The organism is Pseudomonas sp. WS 5412 (genome assembly GCF_012985615.1).
In the GTDB taxonomy this organism is placed as follows: domain Bacteria; phylum Pseudomonadota; class Gammaproteobacteria; order Pseudomonadales; family Pseudomonadaceae; genus Aquipseudomonas; species Aquipseudomonas shahriarae.
Map to the genome: position 1 here is coordinate 187,883 of NZ_JAARMB010000008.1, position 18,788 is coordinate 206,670.

Sequence of the window (18,788 nt, forward strand, 5' to 3'; positions counted from 1 at the left end):
ACGCGGTGTTCCAACACTCATGACGCAAAGCACTCGCAATCAGGGTTCTGGGCCATTGCCGTCAATCCAGCAGTAGATGGGGTTTGGCGGGGGGGGCGAGGTATTCACTACCCGATCGAACGGCACATACCTAGAAGCAGACCGGCCAATGATCACGCCTCCCCTGGACACCGTGTAATGAGCTTCTCCTCCGGCGTTTTTTTTCAGGGGCCGAATCAAGCGCTCGACATCGAGTATCCAGAAGGCATAGCCGGACGCATCGCTGACCTCATCCCAGTAATGCGTGAGGGTTTCCACGATATTGGGGTCTGGATTGACATCCGGGTACAGCCCGTACCCCTGGAACCGCAGCGTAATCAGATCACCAGAACGGATGTCCGCGTGAGGGGCTATGAACACCTCGACACCGAACCAGATCGGAGGCTGGGTGCTGCAGGTCAAGTAGCCGTTAGGATGCAACTCCGATTGCGGGAAACGGGGCCGAGGGTAGTTGGAGGGTGGAAGGTCGGTTTGCAGCCTGACTTGCGCCACCAGTGAAAACATCGGATTGATGTTGCCGGCACGGTCTTGCAGGCGATAGAAGCAGAAGATCCAGAGCGCCCCCGGAAAACGACGGAACACCTCGCTGGGCACGTCCACGAATATGCGGCCGGTGGCGCTGGCCAACGGTGCAGAAACCAGGGTCGGCGCGCCGGTTGGCAAGATATTCATGTCTGAAAAATACATCGGCACCTGATCACCGACCTCACGCCCCAAATATCCCTGCGGGATTTCCATGGGCACCAGGGGGTTGGCGACCAGGTAGGCCTCGGTAATCGGATCAATGGGGAAAATGGCCGGTGGCAGCAACGCACCGCCACCGGGCGCATCGCGGTCGATCCTGATCGTCACAACCTCAGAGCTATCGACGCTGGGGCTGTTCGGCGTGCCGTTATGGATGCGAAACGTCAGATCAATAATTGCACTGTTCAGCAAAAATGCCTGGGGTATCTGCATCGGGTAGGGAAAGTCGGCGGCCGTCATCGGGTTAGGCAGCAACACCGGTGGCGTGTCGACCGGGCGGGCACCGCGGACGCTCCACTCGAACACGACATATTGGTCTCTGCCCGGACCCGGTAGAAACGCCCAGGGAGTGGGAATCAAAAGCTGTAGATCAGAGAAGTAAAATTGCACCGGCACCAACCCATCAGGCAGCGCGTCGACGACGATGGGCGCGTCAATCGCCAGGCTGCCTCCTGGGCCTTGGGGGCCATTCGCGCTCGATTGGCCAGCATTGTGGGTGCTCATCCAAACCTCCCTTTACACGCCTATGCATCACCTGATCACGGCGCTTGCGGCTCTGTTGGGGCAATTGAACACCTCCTGTGGTGCTGCGGATACTGTCAGAACTAACAGGTGCGCTCCCCGCTCGTCGGTTTGAGCGGCCTGACTTCATACCGATCCCAACAAATATTTTCTTGACGAGACTGGCTGACTGGTGTTTTCTGAAACCGGTTTCAATGCCCAGCGCACTGCCACCTCACACTAATAAGAAAGGCCCCGCCGTGACTTCATTCTCCGCCGCCCAGCGCAGCCGCGTGACCATGCTTGATGTAGCCCAGCGCGCCGGCGTATCCAAGGCCAGCGTGTCGCGCTTTATCGGCGACGACCGCGCCCTGCTGTCCGACGCCATCGCCCAACGTATCGAACAGGCTATTGATGACCTGGGCTACCGCCCCAACCAGATGGCCCGTGGTCTGAAACGTGGACGCACGCGCCTGATCGGCATGCTGGTAGCGGATATCCGCAACCCCTATTCGATTGCCGTGATGCATGGCGTGGAAACCGCCTGCCGACAGCACGGCTACAGCCTGGTGGTGTGCAACACCGACCGCGATGACGAGCAGGAGCGCCAGCACCTGGCGGCGTTGCGCGCCTATAACATCGAAGGCCTGATCGTGAATACCCTGGGCCATCACCGCGACCAGTTACTCGAGCTGCAACGGGAAATGCCCCTGGTGCTGGTGGACCGTAAGGTCGAGGCGCTGCACAGCGACCTGGTGGGCCTGGATAACCCACTGGCCGTGGGCATGGCCCTGGATCACCTGGAGCAACAGGGCTATCGGGATATTTTGCTGATCAGCGAGGCCGCCGATGGCACCAGCTCGCGGATTGAGCGCATGGACAGTTTCCAGGCCCAGATCAGCCGTCGCAAAAAAATGCACGGCGCTGTACTGGAGATAGACCTCGACCTGCCCCAGCGTTTGCAGACGTTTCTGGGCGCAGGCCAAGCCGGGCCCAAAGCCTTGTTCTGTGCCAACGGCATTGCCGCGCTGGCCTGTAGCAAAGCCCTGCGCGAGTTGGGTTGCCGATTGTTCGAGGACGTTGGCTTGATCGCTCTGGATGACCTGGAGTGGTACCCACTGGTAGGCAGCGGCATCACCGCCCTGGCCCAGCCGACCGAAGCCATTGGCGCCAGCGCTTTTGAGTGCTTGCTCAAGCGGTTGCGCGGCGATACCTCGGCGACCCGTTCCCTGGATTTTGCCCCGCAACTGATCGTGCGAGGCTCAACCCAACCCGTGTAGGCATAACCGCCTGCACGGGCATTTTTTTATCTACAAATGAAACCGGTTTCAGAGATCAATAAAAATGCATAGATATCCCGTTTCCATCAGCCTTTCCAGCTACGGCGCCGACCTGGTTCGCCAGCGCGGCCAGTTGAGTTTCGTCGAGCTGCTGGCCGCTGCCGGGGCCAGGCGTATTGAATGGCGTGAAGAACTGCTGACCAGCGAACAACCCGGCGAACTGGCCCAGGCCGCCGCCGCGCAAGATCTGGAGTGTGTGTTTTCGTCGCCCCTGGAGCTGTGGGTCGCCGGGCGTGCCCAAGCCAATTCGGAGCTGGCCGCCACCCTCGACCGGGCCCAGGCGTTCGGTGCGCGCTGGTTGAAGGTTTCGCTGGGTTACTTCACCGACACCAACGACCTGCACAGCCTCAGCGCCCTGCTCAACCGCCACCCGGTGCGCTTACTGGTGGAGAACGACCAGACCCTGCACGGCGGGCGCATCGAGCCGATGCAACGCTTCTTCGATGAAGCCGAGCGCCTGGCGGTGCCGGTGAAAATGACCTTCGATATCGGCAACTGGCACTGGCAAGACCAGTCCGCACGTACCGCCGCACGCTTGCTGGGCCGGCATGTGGATTACCTGCATTGCAAGGCCGTGGCCCGCCGCGCCGACGGCAAGTTGGTAGCTCTGCCGCCCGGCAGCGCCGACCTGCATCTATGGGAACAATTGCTGCAGCTGATGCCCCAAGGTATCAGCCGCGCGGTGGAATTCCCGCTGCAAGGCGACGACTTGGTGGCGGTCACCGCCGAGCAGGTCGCCGCCCTCGCCCACCTTGGCCAACCGCGTGTGGAGAATGCCCATGTCTGAGATCGATATCCTCTCGTTCGGCGAAACCATGGCGATGTTTGTCGCCGAACAAACCGGCGACCTGGCCCAGGTCGGCCACTTCGAAAAGCGCATCGCCGGGGCCGACAGTAACGTGGCGATCGGGTTGTCACGCCTGGGCTTCAACGTCGCCTGGCTGAGCCGGGTCGGTCATGACTCATTGGGGCGGTTTGTGGTCGCGGCCCTGGAGCGTGAAGGCCTGGATTGCCGGCATGTGGCGGTGGATCCCGCGCACCCCACCGGCTTTCAGCTCAAGTCCCGGGAAGAGAGCGGCGACGATCCCCAGGTCGAGTATTTCCGGCGTGGCTCGGCGGCCAGTCACTTGTCCAGCGCCGCAATCACTCCAGAATTGCTAACGGCGCGCCATCTGCACGCCACCGGGATTCCGCCGGCGCTGTCGGACGCCACCGCCGAACTGTCGCGCGAGTTGATGAGCCAGATGCGCGCGGCCGGCCGCAGTGTGTCCTTTGACCCGAACCTGCGCCCTTCGCTATGGCCCAGCGAGCAAAAAATGATCCGCGAAGTCAACGCCCTGGCCGGCCTGGCGCATTGGGTATTGCCGGGCCTGAGCGAAGGTCGGCTGCTGACCGGTTTCGAAGATCCCGGGGATATTGCCGCCTTCTACCTCGACCTGGGCGTGGAAGCCGTAGCCATCAAGCTCGGCCCCCACGGTGCCTACTACTGCAGCCAACTGGACCAGGGCTTTGTCGCAGCCGTGCCGGTGGCCAAGGTGGTGGATACGGTGGGGGCCGGCGACGGCTTTGCCGTGGGCCTGATCAGCGCCCTCCTGGAAAACCTCAGCCTGGCCCAGGCGGTACAGCGCGCCAACTGGATCGGCAGCCGCGCAGTACAGAGTCGCGGCGATATGGAAGGCCTGCCCCTGCGCGCCGACCTGCCCGCCTGGCAAAAAGCCGGCTGATCCGGACCGACAACCGTTACCTGTTGCCACAACTACAACAAGCTCAGGAGCAACCCCATGAACAACCTGAAACTCGCCACCCGCCGTTGGTGGTACATCATGCCCATCGTGTTTATCACCTACAGCCTGGCGTACCTGGACCGTGCCAACTACGGCTTCGCCGCCGCCTCCGGGATGGCCGAAGACCTGATGATCACCCCGGGCATGTCCTCGCTGCTCGGTGCGCTGTTCTTCCTCGGCTACTTTTTCTTCCAGGTACCGGGGGCGATCTATGCCCAGCGGCGTAGCGTGAAGAAACTGATTTTCGTCAGCCTGATCCTCTGGGGCGGCCTGGCGACCCTCACCGGCGTGGTGTCCAACGCCTATATGTTGATCGCCATCCGCTTTATGCTCGGGGTGGTGGAGGCCGCCGTGATGCCGGCGATGCTGGTGTACCTGTGCCACTGGTTTACCCGTGCCGAACGCTCGCGGGCCAACACCTTCCTGATCCTCGGCAACCCGGTGACCATGCTGTGGATGTCGGTGGTATCCGGCTACCTGGTACAGCATTACAGCTGGCGCTGGATGTTTATCATCGAAGGCCTGCCGGCGGTGTTCTGGGCCTTTATCTGGTGGCGCCTGGCCGATGAGCGCCCAGCCGATGCCAAGTGGCTGAGCGCTGGCGAGAAACACGACCTGGAAACCGCCCTGGCCGCCGAACAGGTCGGGCTCAAGGCTGTGAAGAACTATGCCGAAGCCTTCCGTTCGCCCAAGGTGATCATCCTCGCGCTGCAATTCTTTTGCTGGAGCATCGGCGTCTACGGCTTTGTGCTGTGGCTGCCGTCTATCCTCAAGGCCGGCCTGAAAATGGACATGGTCGAAGCCGGCTGGTTGTCGGCGCTGCCCTACCTGGCGGCGGTGATCGGCATGCTGGTGGTGTCCTGGGGCTCGGACAAGCTGCAAAAGCGTAAGCGCTTTGTATGGCCACCACTGCTGATCGCCTCCGTGGCGTTTTATGGTTCCTACTTGTTGGGGGCCGAGCATTTCTGGTGGTCCTACACCCTGCTGGTGATCGCCGGCGCCTGCATGTATGCGCCCTACGGGCCGTTTTTTGCCATCGTCCCGGAAATCCTCCCGGCCAACGTCGCCGGCGGCGCCATGGCCTTGATCAACAGCATGGGCGCCCTCGGTTCGTTTGGCGGCTCCTACCTGGTGGGTTATCTCAATAGCAGCACCGGCTCGCCCGGTGCGTCGTACCTGCTGATGAGCGGCGCGTTGCTGCTGTCGGTGGTGCTGACGATTTTCCTCAAGACCGGTGCCCGGGAGCCGTCCCCGGCAGCACCGTTGCACTCCCTGGATTTGAAGGTAAGAACCTGATGAAAAAGCATGTCGTGCTGTACAAGAAACTGTCCGCACCGTTGATGGCCCGTTTGCATGAAGCGGCCCAGGTGACCTTGATCGAATCCCTCGACCCCGCGGGCCTGGCGCAACTGCGTGAGGCACTGCCCAGTGCCCACGGCCTGCTGGGGGCCAGCTTGCGCCTGGATGCGCAACTGCTGGACCTGGCGCCGCGCCTGGAAGCCGTGGCCAGTGTTTCGGTGGGCGTCGATAACTACGACATCGACTACCTGACCCAACGCGGCATTTTGCTCAGCAACACTCCGGATGTACTCACCGAAACCACGGCCGATACCGGCTTTGCACTGATCCTCGCCACCGCCCGACGCGTGGTGGAGCTGGCCAATATGGTGCGCGCCGGCAACTGGAACCAGAACATCGGCCCCCTGCACTTTGGCAGCGATGTGCACGGCAAGACCCTGGGCATCATTGGCATGGGGCGCATTGGTGAAGCCCTGGCCCAGCGTGGGCACTTTGGCTTTGGCATGCCGGTGATTTACCACAGCCATTCGCCCAAACCTTTGGTGGAGCAGCGTTTCGGCGCGCGGTACTGCAGCTTGCCGGAGTTGCTGCAACACGCTGACTTTGTTTGCCTGACGTTGCCGTTGACTGCACAGACTCAGGGGTTGATTGGCGCCAAGGAATTCGCCCAGATGGGCCCGGAGACGATTTTCATCAATATCTCCCGGGGCAAGGTAGTGGATGAGGCGGCACTGATCAAAGCCCTGGAACAGCGCACGATCCGCGCGGCGGGGCTGGATGTGTTTGAGCGTGAGCCGTTGAACCACGACTCGCCGTTGCTGCGTTTGAATAACGTGGTGGCGACACCGCATATCGGCTCGGCCACCCACGAGACCCGTGAAGCGATGGCGCGGTGTGCGGTGGATAATCTGCTGGCGGCGTTGGCGGGCGAGCGGCCGAAAAACCTGGTCAATTTCAGCGTATGGAAAGCCTGACAGCCCGACCCAATGCCCGTGTGTCAGCCACCGAAAACAGTGACCGGACCACCGCTATCGCGGGCAAGCCCGCTCCCACAGGGATGTTCGTCGGGGCAGAAGTCTGGGCCACACCATCAATCAAATGTGGGAGCCTGACAGCCCGATCCAATGTCCGTGTGTCGGCCACCGAAAACAGTGACTGGACCACCGCTATCGCGGGCAAGCCCACTCCCACAGGGATGTTCGGCGGGGCAGAAGTCTGGGCCACACCATCAATCAAATGTGGGAGCCTGACAGCCCGACCCAACGCCCTTTTGTCAGCCACCGAAAACAGTGACTGGACCACCGCTATCGCGGGCAAGCCCGCTCCCACAGGGATGTTCGGCGGGGCACAAGTCTGGGCCACACCATCAATCAAATGTGGGAGCTGGCTTGCCTGCGATAGCGGTATGCCAGCCACCCAAGTCCTCCCTGCTTAGATCACAAACCGCGCCACCATCGCATTCAAATCCACCGCCAGGCGCGACAGTTCATGACTGGCGGCGCTGGTCTGGTTGGCCCCGGCCGCCGACTGCGTCGCCAGGTCGCGGATATTCACCAGGTTGCGGTCCACTTCGCGGGACACTTGGGCCTGCTCTTCGGACGCGCTGGCAATCACCAGGTTGCGCTCGTTGATCAGGCTGATGGACTGGGTGATCTGCTCCAGTGCCACGCCGGCGGCGCGGGCCATTTCCAGGGTGCTTTGGGTGCGCTGGTTGCTCTGCTGCATGGACTGCACCGCTTCCCCTGTGCCGTTCTGGATCCCGGCCACCATTTTCTCGATCTCCTGGGTCGACTGCTGGGTACGATGGGCCAGGGCACGCACTTCGTCGGCCACCACGGCAAACCCGCGCCCGGCCTCACCGGCACGTGCGGCTTCGATGGCGGCATTGAGGGCCAGTAAGTTGGTCTGCTCGGCAATCGCACGGATCACGTCCAGCACCTTGCCGATATCCCGGCCCTGGGTCGCCAGGCCTTCGATCAGCACCGAAGTATCCTGCACGTCCTGGGTCATGGTCTGGATCGCGCCCACGGTTTCCACCACACGATCGCGCCCTTCCCGCGCGGCCTGGTTCGACTGGGTCGAGGCTTCGGAGGTGGACACCGCATTGCGCGCGACTTCTTCCACTGCGGCGGTCATTTCATTGACGGCAGTGGCGGCCTGGTCGATTTCATTGTTTTGCTGCTGCAAGCCCTTGGAGGCTTCCTCGGTCACCGCGCTCAGCTCTTCGGCCGCCGACGCCAGTTGAGTGGCTGAACCGGCAATATGCTGGATGGTCTGGCGCAGGTTGTTCTGCATGGTAGCCAGGGCACCGATCAGGCGCGCCGGCTCATCCTGGCCGTCGTCCGCAATGACCTTGCTCAGGTCGCCGCTGGAGATGGTTTCGGCGGCGGCCACCGCCTTGCGCAGCGGTGTGACGATGCTGCGGGTCAACAACCAGGCAAGCAATACGGTCATCAGCGCCGCCACCACCGACACCGCGACAATTCCGCTGATGGCATCGCTGTAGCTGCGCCCGGCGTCTTCCCCGGCCTGTTTGGCATTGGCGGCGTTGATCGCAATCAGCTTATTGAGTTGCTCGCCCATCTGATCCGTACCGTCTTTGATCCGGCTATTGATCAGGGCCCGCATCTCCTCGACTTTGTTCTGCTGGGACAGCGTCAGCATTTCAGCCTGGGCCTTGAGGTAGTTGTCCAGCGTGGCGGCAAAAGTCTTGTACAGCGCGGCTTCTTCAGCGCCGGCCGGCAGCGCGGCATAACCCGCCTGGGCCTGGCGCGCCTTGTCGACCAGCACCCCGATGCGCACCTGGGCCTCCTGCAGGGCGACCGGTTCGCGATTGACCAGGACCCGAAACGACAGAATGCGCAGGCGCAACACGTTCTCGGTCATATTGGCCAGGTAACCGACACTCGGCAGTTGGTTAGCCCCCATATCCAGCGCGGCCTGGCGAATCAGCGTCATACGGTTGACGGCAAACACCCCCAGAACAATCACAAGCAACGCAATAAACGCAAAACCGAGAAACGCCCGAGGTGCGATATTCAAATTACGGAGGGACATAGGAAAGCTCTCAAGAAGGGATGGCTGCGAGCGTCCTTGCCGCGACACGGTCACTCAGCGTCAACGCGCGGAGATAACGGTTCGGCGCCACTGTTATAAAGGTTGTGTGGGCCTATAGGAGGTATCGGCAGACTTGAGGTTTTTTTGCGGGGCTTGGAGAAATATTTTTTCACACTTTTGACAGTGGACGCTTTCTGGCATCCTGCGCGTCCATTTTCTGACCCGAGCACGTATCTTGTCTGACGCTCAAGCCCCCCGCCCCCGTTATAAATCGGACCTGATCTACGGTCTGGAAGACCGCCCGCACTTCACCGCTGCGGTATTTGCCGCCCTGCAGCACGTGCTCGCCAGCTTCGTCGGGATCATTACCCCGACCCTGATCGTCGGTGGTGTGCTGGGCCTGGAAAGCGAAGTGCCCTACCTGGTCAGCATGGCGCTGTTCGTCTCCGGCCTGGGCACGTTTGTCCAGGCGCGGCGCTTCGGCCCCGTGGGTTCGGGCTTGCTGTGCCTGCAAGGCACGAGCTTCTCGTTTATCAGCGTGATTCTCAGTGCCGGCTTCATGGTCAAGGCCCGGGGCGGCGGTACCGATGAAATTCTCTCGACGATCTTTGGCATCTGCTTTTTTGCCGCATTTATCGAAGTGGTGCTCAGCCAGTTCATCGGCAAGTTGCGCAAGCTGATCACGCCAGTGGTCACCGGCACCATCATCACCTTGATGGGGCTGTCGCTGATCAAGGTCGCCGTGACCGACATGGCCGGCGGCTATGGCGCGGCAGACCTGGGCGCGGCCGGCAATATGGGGCTGGCGGCCCTGGTGTTGCTGACTATCGTGGTACTTAACCGCTTCAATAACCCGTTCCTGCGTTTGGGCTCGATTGTCATCGGCCTGACCCTGGGTTTTGTGGTGGCCTGGTGGCTGGGGCGTGTCGATCTGGCGGCGTTGCCCCAGGTGCCGCTGGTCAGCGTACCAGTGCCATTCAAGTACGGGTTCTCGTTCGACTGGGTGGCGTTTATTCCGGTTGCGGTGATCTTCCTGATTTCCCCCCTGGAAGCAGCCGGCGACCTGACCGCCAACTCGATGATTTCCCAGCAACCGGTCAAGGGCCCGCTGTATATCAAGCGCATCAAGTCCGGCCTGCTGGCCGATGGCCTGAACTCGGTAATGGCCGCCACTTTCAATAGCCTGCCGATGGTGACCTTCGCCCAGAACAACGGGGTGATCCAGTTGACCGGCGTGGCCAGCCGCTATGTGGCGTATTTCATTGCCGGGCTGCTGGTATTGCTGGGTCTGTTTCCGATGATTGGCGCGGTGCTGCAATTGATGCCTAAGCCGGTGCTGGGTGGCGCGACCCTGATCATGTTCGGCACGGTGGCGGTGGCCGGGATCAAGATCCTTGCCGAAGCCGGCCTGCATCGGCGCAATGTGCTGATCGTGGCGATTTCCCTGGGGATGGGCCTGGGCGTGGCGGCAGTACCGGAAGTGCTGCGCGAGCTGCCCAAGGCCTTGCACAACATCTTCGAGTCGCCGATTACCGTCGGTGCCTTCTGTGCGATCCTGCTGAACATTTTCCTGCCTGAAGAGTTCATAGAGCTGGAAGAAGATGAATTTGACCCGGAAGCCTCTACCCTCAAGGTCATGCAGGATCCGGAACCCACGAAATAGGAACCCTTATGCGCAGATTGATCGGCCTGACCCTGTCTCTGATATTGCTCAGCCTGAGCGCCTGCGCTTTGTTCCCCAACCGCGACCCGCTGCATATCAATGTGGTGGGAATCGAGCCGCTGCAAAGCCAGGATCTGGAAGTGCGCTTCGCGGTCAAGTTGCGGGTGCAGAACCCCAACGAAACCGCGATCGACTACAACGGCGTGGCGCTGGACCTGGAGGTCAATGGCCGGCCGCTGGCGGCTGGGGTGAGTGATCAACAGGGATCCATCCCGCGCTTTTCCGAGACCGTTCTGACCGTCCCGGTCAGCGTTTCAGCGTTTTCGGTGTTGCGTCAGACCCTGGGCCTGAGCCAGACCCAGGGTTTGAACAACCTGCCCTATGTATTGCGCGGCAAGCTGGCGGGCGGGTTGTTTGGCACGATGCGCTTTGTCGATCGTGGCACCCTGGACCTGCCCAACACCGTGACCTGGTAAATAGCATGGACACCTTGCCCACCCTGTACACCGAACGCCTGATCCTGCAACCGCTGACCCTGGACGACGCCGAGGGCATACAGCAGCAGTTCCCCCACTGGGAAGTGGTGCGCTACCTCAATGCCCTGGTGCCCTGGCCCTACCCGGCCGATGGTGCGCGCAGTTACCTGGAACAGGTGGTCTTGCCTGCCATGGCCCAGGGCCGCGAGTGGCATTGGTCGATCCGCCTGCGCGAGGCCCCCGGGCAGTTGATCGGCAATGTGAGCCTGATGGATGAGCTGGACAACAACCGGGGCTTCTGGCTCGCGCCGCAATGGCAGGGCCAGGGATTGATGAGCGAAGCCAGCGCGGCAGTGACCGCGTATTGGTTCACGGTGCTTGGGCGCCCCGTGCTGCGGGTGCCCAAGGCAGCGCCGAACCTGGGCTCACGCAGGCTTTCCGAAAAAACCGGGATGCGCTTGATCCGCACGGAAGAAGGGCAGTTCGTGGAGGGGGCGTTCCCCAAGGACATCTGGGAAATCACCCGCGAAGAATGGTTGAAACAACCCCTGTAGGCACCGATCAGCCCGTGCTTACTTGGCGGCCATCAGGCGATTGACTTCACTGCGCACCATGTTGGCAAATTCCGGCGGTGACATGCCGTCCAGCTCGGAACGCACCCATTCGGCCCATTTACCCTTGCGCTTGGCGCGCTCGCCAAACAACCGTGCGCCCTCGCCCTTGGCCTTGCCCAGGTTGCTTTGCCACAGGTCATACAGACGGGACTTTTCATCTTCAAGCGCGGCGCGCTCGGCGAGGGGCTTGTTGGCCAGATTGAAGCTCATGTGGATTTACCTGCTGCACAAATAGGTGACATCTTACACTGTAGGTCGAAAGGTCCGAATTCGGATTTTTCATCGGCCCGATGCCGGGCGAAAAAAAACTGCAACTTTTAGCCTGCTGCAAGACTCCATTGTTCACTGCCCACTTACCCGCAAGGAGCTACTCAATGGCCCGTAAAACCGCCGCCCAAGCTGTCGAAGAGCAAATCAAGGACCAGGCGTTCAGCGAACTCCAGGCCCTGATCGAAGAGTCCGACAAACTGCTCAAGAGCAGCGCGTCGCTGGTGGGAGAAGAAGGTGAAACCCTGCGCGAGCAGGTCGCGATCAAACTCAAGCAAGCCCTGGATTCGGTGTCCAACGTGCGTGAGCGCAGCAAGCCGGTGGTGGATGCCACCGAAACCTATATCGGTGGCCACCCTTGGCAGACCGTAGCCATTTCCGCCGGCTTCGGCCTGGTGGTTGGCTTGCTGCTGGGCCGTCGCAACTGATGGATGCCTGGGTCGGTGCGGGTCAGCCCGCACCGCCCTTCAGCCCCGCGCTAATTCGCGCAACCGGGCCAGTTCGCCCCCACCGAGCATAATCCCCTCCCGTTCTGCCTTGGCCCGTGTGCGATGACGCCGGTCGCCGGGCAAGCGCCGCAACCCTGCCGCATGCATCTGTCGCACCAGTTCCTGGCTGCGCTGGGCAAAGTCCTGCCCCGCAGTTTTACTGGGGTCGATCACAATCAGTAGCTGGCCGGTCCAGGGAGTCTTGGCGCCCGGGTGGTTCGACCAGTCGAATTCAAACGAGAAATTCCCCCCGGTCAGGGCCGCCGCCAGCAATTCCACCATCATCGACAACGCCGACCCCTTGTGCCCGCCAAACGGCAACAGCGCGCCGCCTTCAAGGATCGCCTTGGGGTCCTGGGTCGGCTGCCCCAGGCTGTCGACCCCGGTGCCCGGCGGCACACGCTCACCCTGACGGGCGGCAATCTGCACATCGCCATGGGCGATGGCGCTGGTGGCCAGGTCAAACACAATCGGCGGCCCATCGGCACGTGGTGCGGCGAACGCGATGGGGTTGGTGCCGAACAGCGGGCGATCGGCGCCATGTGGCACCACGCAGGTCATGCTATTGACCACGCTGAGGGCCACCAGACCTTCTTCGGCAAACGGTTCGACATCCGGCCATAACGCGGCAAAGTGATGGGAGTTACGGATCGCCAGTACCGCGATACCGGCGCTGCGGGCCTTGGCCACCAATAACGGGCGCGCGGCGGCCAGGGCCGGTTGGGCAAAACCATTGGCGGCGTCTACACGCACGAAACCCGAGGCCACATCCTCGACCACTGGCACCGCCTGGCCGTTGACCCAGCCGCTGTCCAGGGTCGAGACATAGCCCGGTATGCGAAACACCCCGTGGCTGTGCGCCCCATCCCGCTCGGCGCGGGCGCAGTTGTCGGCCAATACGCGGGCAACCTCAGACGAGGCGCCATGCCGGCTGAAAATATCCTTGAGCAGCGTCACAAGCTCAGTGAAGCCAATTGAAGTAGTCACGGCAGTGGTGGGTGTGGCTGACATCTGAAGCTCCGGAATTGTTATTGGAGGGGGCAACAGCCTGCTGGATTTCGCTCGTTGATTAACAACGCGCGACAAGTGGGCTGTCAACCACCGACGCGGCTTCAGCACTATTTAACAAACGCCGGGCACTGCCGGAGAGCGTTAGCACACAATGGGAAAAAGGCCGTAAAGGCACGATGGGAAACCGTCAAGCGGGTGCTCGACGGTTCCGTCTATGTGCTGAGTTCGCCGCCTGGCAAGCGAATGTTGACTCGGCGGCGCTCATGATCAGTCGCCCGGGACGTCAGTGGGACCCGACGCCTTCAATCGAAGGGATTCGATGAACTGATCCGGTGGGGGGTCAGTCTTTCTGGTCACGCAACACATTGCCCGAAGCACCGTCGATGCGGACCTCATAGACAACACCGTCCGCCTTGCGACCTTTTACTTCCCAGTAACCGTTGTCGTCCGCTTCGGCCTGGTAGACCTCAATGTAACCGGCCTTGGTCTTGGCGGTTTCAATGGCTTTCTCGATGGTAATCCAGCCGGCTCCCGGCTTGTCGGCCAGGGCGGCGCCTGCACCGAGCAAAGTGGCAGTGGCAAGCATGGCAGTGAGGGTTTTCTTCAGCATTTTCTTACTCCGTTATAGAGAATGACTTACAGATCCAGATTTTTAGGGTGTTTGCAGGACGAATTAGTTCCACATTGATGCTCATTCGCCATGATGGCTGTTCTCGGCACCCTGCCCGGAAGGTTAGAATGTAGGAAATCAGGAAGCACCAATGACCCAGCAGCCCCTTTCAGAAGCCGAATATGACGCCGTCACCGATGCTGCCGCGCATTGGTGTATGCGCCTGCATGCTTTTGATTGCACGGCGGCCGAACGCCAGGCGTTCGAAGAGTGGCACGACGCGCATCCCCTGCATGCTTTCGAATATGCGGCCATGCTGGAAATCTGGGATGTGGCCGACCATTTGCCACGCAGCAACGTGCCCTCCCCGCCCCCGGTGCAGGTCCCGCCACCCAGCCGCTGGCGCACCTATGCAGTGGCTGCCGCCATCTCGTTGATGGCCCTGCCCCTGGCCGCTTTCACGGGCTGGGAAGCGGGTTGGCTGCCCAGTTCCTATGAGCATTACCTCGCCGAAGACGGCTTGCGCCAGGTGACCCTGGCCGATGGCAGCGAAGTGGAACTGAACCTGGGCACCGAGCTGGTCTACAGCAACTATAAAGATGAGCGCCGGGCCACCCTGAAAAAAGGTGAAGCGTTCTTTAAGGTCAGCCATGACCGCGAACACCCGTTTGTGGTGCGCGCCGGTACCGGGCAGATCCGAGTGACAGGCACCCAGTTCAACGTCTGGAAATACGACGACCAGGTGCGGGTCATGTTGCTGGAGGGTTCGGTGAAGATCAGCAGCGATGCCAGCCACAGCGGCGTGAGCCTCACTCCCGGAATGCAGGCCAGTTACCACGGGGGCGATGCGCAACCACAGCTACAGGCATTCAACCCCCATGATCCGGCGCTGGCCTGGCGCACCGGCAAGTTGATCCTCGACAACCTGGCACTGGTGGATGCCCTGCCCCTGATCAACCGTTACCTGAGCAAACCGGTGATGCTGGCCGATACCGGTACCGGCAATATCCGTATTGGCGGGATCTACGATATCCATGAAGTCACCCACCTGGTGTCGTCCCTGCCCAAGGTACTGCCGGTCTACCTGACCCAGAACCAGGATGGCAACACCGTCCTCAACTCGATACCGCGCAAAGTCCCCAAGACCTGACCTTCGCCAAGGCAGCACGGCGTGCATTGCCGGGCAACTGTGCGCGCCGCACTGTCCACTTTTGAAACACCCGTCACCGCGCAACGCCCCTCTGGCTGTGGATTCATCGGTTCGTCATCAATAGTGTTGCATTGCTGAAACACCCTCTTCCCCCCAGTCTGCCTATGCCAGGTGCCGGTCATTCCCCGGCGTCCCGTCTCAGGCCTGATACACCTCGCCCTACGCCCGCCCCGCCAGAAGCCCCAAGCCATTGAAAAACAAGTCAATATAAAAAACGGCACAGCTCCTGCTCTATTCCTTACAGCGCTGTTTAGGGTCAGCGTCACAGAACAAGGAATGATGCCGTGGCAACTCTCAATCAAGGCTCACTGAGCCTCCTGCTGATCAGCTGTGTACTCAGCGCCAGTGTGAGCGTACCCGCCCTCGCCGAAAACGGCGTCATCGTTACCGGGCGCAACGTCCAAGGCCATATGGCCGGGCGTTCTTCCTTCGGACCGGATCCTTATCCCACTACGGCCAATGCCAATCCTGGCGCGCAGATTCTACGCTCGACGACTAACGGCGAACTCAGCGACAACGACTTCGCAGGGGTCAGCAGTGGTTCCAGCATCACTCGATCCATCCTGCCCAATGGCACCCTCCCTGGCTTGAGCACCACCCATGGCAGCAGCGCCTCCGGGCTGGGTGCCGGCGCGGCTGCGGGCCATAGCGGTGGCAGCAGCCTGGGCGGACAGATCAGCGGGACGATTGAACGTGGCATGGCCCCGCTGAACAACATCGGCAGCCTGATGGGAGGCCAGCAATGAAGCGCTCGTGGCTGATGCTCGCCGTACTGGGTAGCTGCGCCGCGATGGCAGACAGCAATAACAACGCGCTTATCGACAGCTCCGGCCAGCAGTACAGCGGCGTCGCCTCCATCAACCAGGCCGCCGGCAACCAGCAACAGCAGATCAATAGCCGCGCGATTACGGTCGGTGGCCAATCCACTGACGTACTGGTGCAGCGGCTCGATGGCCAGGTCGACCCGTCCCTGAATGCCAGCGCGGCGATCCAGGGTTCATCTTTCAGCAATGGCAACGGTGTACTGGGCGTCAACCAGTCGGCCGGGGCCAACAACCAGACAATCAATGCGGTGCGGATCAGCATCAACCCAGGCCCGCAAAGCATTGATGACAGCGTCCTGTCGCAACAGAACATGACGCTGCTACCAGACTCCCGATCCTCCTCTACCACTGGCAGCCGCCAGGTCGTTACCAGCGACCAGGCCTTCACCGGCAGCCGTGGAGTGGTACAGGTGAATCAGAGTGCAGGGGTGGGGAACCGCATGGCTAACACCCTCGGTATCACTATCAAGTAACTGCTTGATAGGTGTTTGTTAGGCCGTACCAACACTTAACCAACTAATTAGAAGCAAGGAGATACACCATGAAACCTACAATGGCTCTCAAACCACTGGTTTTTGCTCTGGCTGCGCTCATGGCTGTTGCTGCACAAGCTAGTGAAGATAAGTGGAAGCCAACCCCTGCCCCTAGCGGCACCGTGGCAGCCGTCGTGACCGACACTCAACTGAGCAAAGACAACAAGTTCGACGACACCAAAACCAACAACGACGCCTCGGCCAACCGCTCGCTGAACAGCAGCGACGGTAACCTGGGCGCCAACGTTGCCGCAGGCAGTGGTAACCAACAAGACAACAGCGCTGCCATCACCAGCAGTGCTGCCAAGGACGCCCTGGCGGTTTTCGCGATCGTAGACGTCGAGCAAACATCCAAAGACAACAAGTTCACCAACAAAGGCACGCAAAACGATGCTTCGCTGAACAACTCGGCGAACAACAGCTCGGGTAACGTGGGTGTCAACGTCACCGCAGGCCAAGGCAACCAGCAGAAAAACAACCTGGCAATCGTAACCTCCGATGGCAAAAACATTGGCGCTGCGGCCGTCACCAGCCAGGAATCGTTGAACAACACCTTCCTCAACACTGCTTCGGCTGGCAAAGGCTACGGCAACTGGGGCAAGACCTACGTCAACAACGATGCCTCCATCAACCACTCGGGCAACAATGCTTCCGGCAACATCGGAATCAACGTGTCCGCGGGTTCTGGCAACCAGCAATCCAACTCCCTGTCCCTGGGCAGCGGTTGCACCCAGTGCGCAGCTGGCAGCGGCGTACGCTTCTGACCTGACGCAGAGGGCCTTGGCAACAAGGCCCTTTTTTATTCCCGTGCCCACCCGGTCATTCGATCATGCGCCTCGCGACCCTGTGCCTGCTGTTAACCCTCACCGGCCCTTCCTGGGCTGGGCAAATGGCGATTTCCGCCATGCCCGGCGGTGCGGTGATTTTCAAGAAGGTCGAGAGCATCCGCGAGCGACGGTTCGCCAACCTGGTGGAACAGAAAACCGATTTCAGCTGCGGTGCCGCAGCACTCGCCACCATCCTGCGCCAGGGCTACTGGCTGGATGTTGATGAAGAACACGTCATCAAGGGCATGCTGGTCAACGCCGACCAGGACCTGGTACGCACCCAGGGCTTTTCCATGCTGGACATGAAGCGCTACCTCGAAAGCATTGGCATGCGGGCCAGGGGCTACAAGATCGGGGCGGACACCCTGACAACGGTGAAGATTCCGGTGGTGGTGCTCCTGGATATCCGTGGCTACAAGCACTTTGTGGTGATGCAGCGGGCAGAGAAAGACTGGATCTATATCGGCGACCCGGTACTGGGCAACAAACGCTACTCGCGGGACGACTTCCTCGCCGGATGGAACGGCATCGTGTTTGCGGTGCTGGGTGAAGGCTACGACAAGGCCAACGCCCTGCTCGATCCGCCGATACCGTTGACCGCCAAGGGCAAAATGAACGAGTTCCGGCCCGTGGGCGACGCCGAGCTGATGGACTTCGGTTTCATCCAGAGCGACTTCTTCTAGAAGCGCCATAAGGAGCAGGAAGCTCCAGGAGCAGATGATGAACACTTACCGTTGGCTGACGGTCCTGTGCCTGGCAGCCTCAATGCCCGCTTATGCAGCCTCGGCGTTCAAGCCGATTGAAATAAATGATGCTGAACTGGCCCAACTGCGCGGCCGCTTCGTCATGCCGGGGCGGATTGTCAGCTTCGGTATTGTGATGAGCACCACCTGGACCAACGCCGCAGGCGATACCAGCACCGTCAAGGCCAACATGCGGATCGACTCCTCCACCATCACGCCGCAGTTCTATGTGCAGACTACCGGCGAGACCGGCAAAGGCAGCGACCGCCCCACGGGTACCGGTACGGTCATCGGCGGCTCCGGGCTGGGTACCGGCGCCGGCGTGACACAAACCGTACGCGCCGCGGGCGATGGCAATACGGCCTATAACAACGTCGGGATCAATGTCAGTGAGAACGGCCTGGCGCCCGCCAATCTGGTGCAGTCGGGCCAGGTCCTGGTCGCTGGCGGTTCGATCTCTGGTAATAGCGCCGCTGGCAAGGTGAGTGTTTCTGCCAATAACGGCGGCCTGCAGATGGCGATCCAGGCCAACCATAATCAGGGCAGCGCCGTGCAGCAGATCGGCGGCGGCAATGTGCTGCAAGGCACGATTCTGCAAGGCAATAGCAACTTCGTTAATAACATGACCCAACTGAATGTCGTGCTCGGTAACAACGGACTAAACAACGTGGCACTGAACTGCAACCTGGACCAACTCAAGGGTCTACGCACTCTCGGTTATTGAACTACGCTGACCCTCGACACTTACGCATTAGAAA

At 61.0% G+C, this 18,788-nt stretch carries 20 protein-coding genes; 15 read left to right on the top strand and 5 right to left on the bottom strand.

The window, feature by feature from the left end; translation table 11 throughout:
- Positions 1-39 precede the first annotated feature (39 nt).
- Positions 40-1,287 (bottom strand): hypothetical protein, encoded by a 1,248-nt coding sequence (locus tag HBR94_RS13305; RefSeq protein WP_057959441.1) that lies wholly within the window; start codon positions 1,285-1,287, stop codon positions 40-42.
- Positions 1,288-1,544: 257 nt separating this feature from the next.
- Here HBR94_RS13305 and HBR94_RS13310 point away from each other — a divergent pair, with 257 nt between their 5' ends.
- The 5 genes from HBR94_RS13310 to HBR94_RS13330 all read left to right on the top strand — a co-directional run bounded on the left by HBR94_RS13310 (position 1,545) and on the right by HBR94_RS13330 (position 6,681).
- On the top strand, positions 1,545-2,564 hold the full coding sequence (locus HBR94_RS13310; RefSeq protein ID WP_057959440.1) for a LacI family DNA-binding transcriptional regulator: 1,020 nt from the start codon (positions 1,545-1,547) through the stop codon (positions 2,562-2,564).
- A gap of 64 nt (positions 2,565-2,628) precedes the next feature.
- Complete coding sequence (locus HBR94_RS13315; protein ID WP_115128283.1) at positions 2,629-3,411, top strand: TIM barrel protein; 783 nt, start codon at positions 2,629-2,631, stop codon at positions 3,409-3,411.
- On the top strand, positions 3,404-4,348 hold the full coding sequence (locus HBR94_RS13320) for a sugar kinase (RefSeq protein ID WP_170044956.1): 945 nt from the start codon (positions 3,404-3,406) through the stop codon (positions 4,346-4,348). Before HBR94_RS13315 ends, HBR94_RS13320 begins: the two co-directional genes overlap by 8 nt.
- A gap of 57 nt (positions 4,349-4,405) precedes the next feature.
- Positions 4,406-5,704 carry an MFS transporter gene (locus tag HBR94_RS13325; protein ID WP_057959438.1) on the top strand — a complete coding sequence of 433 codons (1,299 nt, stop codon included), beginning with the start codon at positions 4,406-4,408 and terminating at the stop codon, positions 5,702-5,704.
- Positions 5,704-6,681: a D-glycerate dehydrogenase gene (locus HBR94_RS13330; RefSeq protein WP_170044957.1), complete on the top strand. Its 978-nt coding sequence runs from the start codon at positions 5,704-5,706 to the stop codon at positions 6,679-6,681. Before HBR94_RS13325 ends, HBR94_RS13330 begins: the two co-directional genes overlap by 1 nt.
- Before the next feature lie 457 nt (positions 6,682-7,138).
- Here the strand turns inward: HBR94_RS13330 and HBR94_RS13335 are convergent, their stop codons facing one another.
- A complete protein-coding gene (locus HBR94_RS13335; RefSeq protein WP_120733202.1) occupies positions 7,139-8,764 on the bottom strand; it encodes a methyl-accepting chemotaxis protein in 1,626 nt (541 codons plus the stop codon).
- A gap of 235 nt (positions 8,765-8,999) precedes the next feature.
- On the opposite strand from HBR94_RS13335, the gene HBR94_RS13340 reads away from it, so the two are divergent.
- Genes HBR94_RS13340 through HBR94_RS13350 form a run of 3 tightly spaced genes read left to right on the top strand, consistent with a single transcriptional unit; the run spans position 9,000 to position 11,457 of the window.
- Positions 9,000-10,427, top strand: coding sequence for a nucleobase:cation symporter-2 family protein (locus tag HBR94_RS13340; protein ID WP_057444103.1), 1,428 nt, complete (start codon positions 9,000-9,002; stop codon positions 10,425-10,427).
- 8 nt (positions 10,428-10,435) lie between these two features.
- Positions 10,436-10,903: an LEA type 2 family protein gene (locus HBR94_RS13345; RefSeq protein WP_115128288.1), complete on the top strand. Its 468-nt coding sequence runs from the start codon at positions 10,436-10,438 to the stop codon at positions 10,901-10,903.
- Positions 10,904-10,908: 5 nt separating this feature from the next.
- Positions 10,909-11,457: a GNAT family N-acetyltransferase gene (locus HBR94_RS13350; protein WP_115128289.1), complete on the top strand. Its 549-nt coding sequence runs from the start codon at positions 10,909-10,911 to the stop codon at positions 11,455-11,457.
- An 18-nt stretch (positions 11,458-11,475) separates the two neighbouring features.
- Here HBR94_RS13350 and HBR94_RS13355 read toward each other — a convergent pair whose 3' ends face one another.
- A complete protein-coding gene (locus tag HBR94_RS13355) occupies positions 11,476-11,727 on the bottom strand; it encodes a hypothetical protein (protein ID WP_038441493.1) in 252 nt (83 codons plus the stop codon).
- Between the two features lie 164 nt (positions 11,728-11,891).
- Here HBR94_RS13355 and HBR94_RS13360 point away from each other — a divergent pair, with 164 nt between their 5' ends.
- Complete coding sequence (locus HBR94_RS13360; RefSeq protein WP_057436701.1) at positions 11,892-12,212, top strand: DUF883 family protein; 321 nt, start codon at positions 11,892-11,894, stop codon at positions 12,210-12,212.
- Between the two features lie 39 nt (positions 12,213-12,251).
- Here HBR94_RS13360 and HBR94_RS13365 read toward each other — a convergent pair whose 3' ends face one another.
- Positions 12,252-13,283, bottom strand: a complete 1,032-nt coding sequence (locus HBR94_RS13365; protein ID WP_170044958.1) for an Ldh family oxidoreductase — start codon at positions 13,281-13,283, stop codon at positions 12,252-12,254.
- A 340-nt stretch (positions 13,284-13,623) separates the two neighbouring features.
- Positions 13,624-13,893 (bottom strand): PepSY domain-containing protein, encoded by a 270-nt coding sequence (locus tag HBR94_RS13370; protein ID WP_057436705.1) that lies wholly within the window; start codon positions 13,891-13,893, stop codon positions 13,624-13,626.
- A 151-nt stretch (positions 13,894-14,044) separates the two neighbouring features.
- Between HBR94_RS13370 and HBR94_RS13375 the strand changes: the two genes are divergently transcribed.
- From HBR94_RS13375 to HBR94_RS13400, 6 genes are all read left to right on the top strand, one after another.
- Entirely contained in the window at positions 14,045-15,043 is a 999-nt protein-coding gene (locus HBR94_RS13375; protein WP_057436707.1) for a FecR family protein, read from the top strand.
- Positions 15,044-15,387: 344 nt separating this feature from the next.
- Positions 15,388-15,849 carry a hypothetical protein gene (locus HBR94_RS13380; RefSeq protein WP_057959431.1) on the top strand — a complete coding sequence of 154 codons (462 nt, stop codon included), beginning with the start codon at positions 15,388-15,390 and terminating at the stop codon, positions 15,847-15,849.
- Positions 15,846-16,400 carry a hypothetical protein gene (locus tag HBR94_RS13385; RefSeq protein WP_057436711.1) on the top strand — a complete coding sequence of 185 codons (555 nt, stop codon included), beginning with the start codon at positions 15,846-15,848 and terminating at the stop codon, positions 16,398-16,400. Before HBR94_RS13380 ends, HBR94_RS13385 begins: the two co-directional genes overlap by 4 nt.
- 68 nt (positions 16,401-16,468) lie before the next feature.
- Complete coding sequence (locus tag HBR94_RS13390; RefSeq protein ID WP_057436713.1) at positions 16,469-17,224, top strand: hypothetical protein; 756 nt, start codon at positions 16,469-16,471, stop codon at positions 17,222-17,224.
- A 65-nt stretch (positions 17,225-17,289) separates the two neighbouring features.
- Entirely contained in the window at positions 17,290-17,970 is a 681-nt protein-coding gene (locus tag HBR94_RS13395) for a C39 family peptidase (RefSeq protein ID WP_057436715.1), read from the top strand.
- Between the two features lie 37 nt (positions 17,971-18,007).
- A complete protein-coding gene (locus HBR94_RS13400) occupies positions 18,008-18,754 on the top strand; it encodes a hypothetical protein (RefSeq protein ID WP_170044959.1) in 747 nt (248 codons plus the stop codon).
- Positions 18,755-18,788: the final 34 nt, after the last annotated feature.